Below are 3,524 nucleotides of genomic sequence, written 5' to 3' on the forward strand. Positions count from 1 at the left end.
GGACGAGAAAATTCCACTTCTGGCGTCTGCTAATGGGCGGGGGGATTACCCCTTCCCCGCCGAAGAAGAAGTACTTCGCGAAGCCGTTGTAGGCCTCCACCTTGTTGAGGGTCGGCAGGGATTCGTGTAAAAAAAAAGGGTATTCGGATTCGGTGATTGACGCCTCGGTTATGTAGATGTACCTTGAATTCGGATTCTTTGATTGATGGTGCCTCATGGGTCTCTTCGACCACCTTGGGTTCCGCTGGGATCGCTCCGCTGTGCCGGCGCAAGTGCCGACGCACTCCGTGGAGCGTGCCTGCTTCCGCTTTCACAAGATGCTCCCCGAGTTCGTCTGGGATGCGGGCGTGCTAGAAGGCAACCCCTTCACCTTTCCCGAGGTCAAGACCCTACTGGACGGGGTGACGGTGGGTGGTCGCAGGGTTTCCGATCAGGAGCAGATACTCAATCTGGCCGAAAGCTCCAAAAAGCTGCTTGCCTTGGTCAAGGCCGATGCGTTCGCGCTGGACAAGACCACGTTCTGCGACTTGCACGCGCTGGTGGCAAAGAACGAGGCGCTTGAATGGGGCCATTTCCGAGGGGAAGGCGATGAGGTCGATTTCAGCCCGGACGTGAGCCTTGGCGAAGGACGGCGCTACAGTCCACTGCCCACGGTGAAGGGAGCCCCAGAACTGAACAGGACGTTCGAGAACGGGATTCGCGCCCTCTCGGGTGAGGTTGCACAGCCGTTCGAGCGCGCTTCGGCGTTCTTCCTGTTCGGCGCGTTGCAGCAGTTCTTCTTCGACGGGAACAAGCGCACATCACGCTTCATGATGAATGGTGTGCTCATGTCCGCTGGCATCGACGCTATCAGCGTTCCAGCGGCGAAGGCGCAGGAATTCAATCACCTGATGGTCGATTTCTACCTGACGAAGGACGCGAGCCAGATGATGGCCTTCCTCGTTGAGTGCCATCCGGACGCGCAGAAGATCAAGGCACTCAACGAGGCACAGAAGCCGCAGCTGGAGGTGCGACGCTTGTCGGAATACCGCGCTTCCAAGCCTGCCCGATCAGTTCTAAGCACCGATGAACCTTCGGATGACAATGGAATGGAGCCATAAACGGCATGTGGAAGCCGATACGTGCCGCCCTGAATGCCCTGATAACCGATGTCACGGGCGAGCCATTGGCACTGCGGGAGCTGCTCTCCAAAGGTCTACACAGTAGGGGCGACCTGCCAGAACCAGAGCGCTCCGCTGCCGAGGGTCGTGTCGTCAGATGGAACGACTGGGCTTCGCATAGCGCGCTGGACTGGCCCCGGCTTCCGGCCGCTACTTTGCAAGGCTGGACGCAACGCAGGGATGGGTACGTCTCTCAGACCATGCGCATTCCAGAGCTGGCGGCACTGGGGATCAGTGTCGTCGTTAATGAGTACACCCTCGACCTCTGCGATATCGATGGGTTCTCTTCCTCGAAGTCGGACCTGCACGAGTACCCGAGCGTGGAGGATTTCGCGCAGCAGCGCTGCCCGGACTGGATTTCCGATGTGAGCCACGAATCGCTACGGAAGCTGTTGGCACATGACGAAATCCGTGTACTTCACTCCCAGCACCATACCGACCACTTTTCCCAGTACGGATGGGATGGTCGCGTGTTTCTTTCCAACGCGGGAGGGAGTCATCACACCGCCGCAGCCCAGTACGTCGCAAACCGCCTGCAAGCCGACGTACCAATGAGCGCACCGCTCCGCGTCTATCTGCTCAACGTAGCGGCCGTGGACGCGATTGCAGCACGGTACGAGATGTTCGCTGTCCCGGAAGTCGCGTTGTTTCAGGTGCCCTTCCATGACGCACTGAAAGCCACTGGCGCGGCCTACCTCTGGCATCGCATGCCAGCCCCCTATCAGGATCAGCGGGCCGTCTTCCTGCCCCGCGAGAACTCACGGTCGCTTGCGGCTGCCGCAGAGCTACGCGCCGCAGGTGCGCCGGATCTCGGTATCCATCTCACCATGCTCGTTGAGCGTCAGCAGGAGATGCTTGAAAAGGGAGTGCTGCGTGTGGTCGCCGGGCCGGAGCGTCTAAACCGCGATGATGCTCTCGCACTGTAAGACCGTTCATCCATGCCTGCCAACATCCTGAACCTCCCTGCCTATCGTGTGATGCGGGTCGATGAGGACGAGCACGACTACCACATCTACGCCGAGGTCACGCAGGCGGTCACGGCCTGCGTCCATTGTCAGTCGGATACGTTGGTCGGCTTCGGTCGCCGAGAGCGGCACGTCAAAGACCTTCCGATGCACGCCCGCCGGACTGGCCTGTACATCGACACCCGGCGTTTCCAGTGCCGTAACTGCGGCAAGACCTTCTACGAGACCTTGCCGGACGTGACCGAAGGCCGGTGGCTGACCGCGCGGCTGGCGCGCTGGATCGGCCAGCAGAGCCTCAAGCGGCCGTTCCTGTCGATCTCCGATGAGACGGGCATCGACGAGAAGACCGTCCGCAACATCTTCCGGGACTACATCAACGAACTGGAAGCGCAAGTGCGCTTTGAGACGCCCAAGATCATGGGCATCGACGAAATCCACCTGATCAAGCCGCGTTGCGTCATCTCCAACATCGGCAACAACACGCTGGTCGATCTGTTGCCCAACCGCAACAAGGATTCGGTGCTCAAGTACCTTGCCAAGCTGGAGCGTCGCGACAAGGTGCAGGTCGTGGCGATGGACATGTGGACGCCGTACCGCGATGCGGTCGAGACAATGATGCCGCAGGCCACCATCGTCATCGACAAGTTCCACGTGGTCCGCATGGCCAACGATGCCGTGGAGAAGGCTCGCAAGGCGCTGCGTGCTGCGCTGACGCCAAACCAGCGACGCGGACTGATGCACGACCGCTTCGTGCTGCTCAAGCGCCAGCGCGACCTGACAGACAAAGATCGACTCAACCTCGACGGATGGACGAAGAACTATCCGGCGCTGGGTGATGCCTACCGCGCCAAGGAGGCGTTCTATGGCATCTACGATGCCGAGGCGCCCGAAGAGGCGGCGGAGCGCTACGCGGCATTGGAGAGGGCGCTGACGCCCGAGATCAGGCCCTACTTCGCCGACCTGCTGCGAGCGTGGTCCAACTGGCGCTTCTACATCCTCAACTACTTCGAGCATCCGGTCACGAATGCCTACACCGAGAGCCTGAACAACCTGATCCGGGTGATGAACCGGCTGGGTCGGGGCTACTCCTTCGAGGCGCTCCGGGCCAAGATTCTGTTCACCGAGGGCATCCACAAGCACACGTTGTCCCGGCCCAAGTACAAGAAGCGTGCTCCGGAGCACGCGACGAAGCCAAAGAAGGCACCCAGCGTCGCTTCTGGAGCTGTCCTGCCGCGTCCGGTCGCTCCGAAGAACTACGGCACGGACATCGACCGGCTGGTCGAGATGCTGGAGCGAGGAGAGCTGTGATCAACGGGACGCCGGGTATGCGCCGTACTGGCCGCCCGTCAACGGATCAATCATCAAATCCGAATACCCAAAAAAAACAGCCAAAAGTGAG

4 protein-coding genes are annotated in these 3,524 nt (G+C 60.4%); 3 read left to right on the forward strand and 1 reads right to left on the reverse strand.

The features are described 5' to 3' along the window. Positions 1-217: hypothetical protein (locus J7367_RS14585; protein WP_209028943.1), on the reverse strand; the 217-nt coding region annotated here is incomplete at its 3' end. On the opposite strand from J7367_RS14585, the gene J7367_RS14590 reads away from it, so the two are divergent. The 3 genes from J7367_RS14590 to J7367_RS14600 are packed head-to-tail and all read left to right on the forward strand — an operon-like array spanning position 216 to position 3,433. After that, positions 216-1,100, forward strand: a complete 885-nt coding sequence (locus tag J7367_RS14590) for a Fic family protein (RefSeq protein ID WP_154138510.1) — start codon at positions 216-218, stop codon at positions 1,098-1,100. The genes J7367_RS14585 and J7367_RS14590 overlap by 2 nt on opposite strands. A gap of 5 nt (positions 1,101-1,105) precedes the next feature. Then, positions 1,106-2,086, forward strand: coding sequence for a DUF6685 family protein (locus tag J7367_RS14595; protein ID WP_057661665.1), 981 nt, complete (start codon positions 1,106-1,108; stop codon positions 2,084-2,086). A 12-nt stretch (positions 2,087-2,098) separates the two neighbouring features. Next, the gene (locus J7367_RS14600) at positions 2,099-3,433 is read left to right on the forward strand and encodes an ISL3 family transposase (protein WP_057661667.1); all 1,335 of its coding nucleotides are present in this window, start codon (positions 2,099-2,101) and stop codon (positions 3,431-3,433) included. Positions 3,434-3,524: the final 91 nt, after the last annotated feature.

It is taken from the genome of Xanthomonas sp. D-36-1 (assembly GCF_017746155.1).
Taxonomy (GTDB): domain Bacteria; phylum Pseudomonadota; class Gammaproteobacteria; order Xanthomonadales; family Xanthomonadaceae; genus Xanthomonas; species Xanthomonas cissicola.

Coding starts and splice junctions, on each gene's coding strand:
- J7367_RS14590 (WP_154138510.1), top strand. CDS start 216: ATGGGTCTCTTCGACCACCTTGGGTTCCGCTGGGATCGCTCCGCTGTG.
- J7367_RS14595 (WP_057661665.1), top strand. CDS start 1,106: ATGTGGAAGCCGATACGTGCCGCCCTGAATGCCCTGATAACCGATGTC.
- J7367_RS14600 (WP_057661667.1), top strand. CDS start 2,099: ATGCCTGCCAACATCCTGAACCTCCCTGCCTATCGTGTGATGCGGGTC.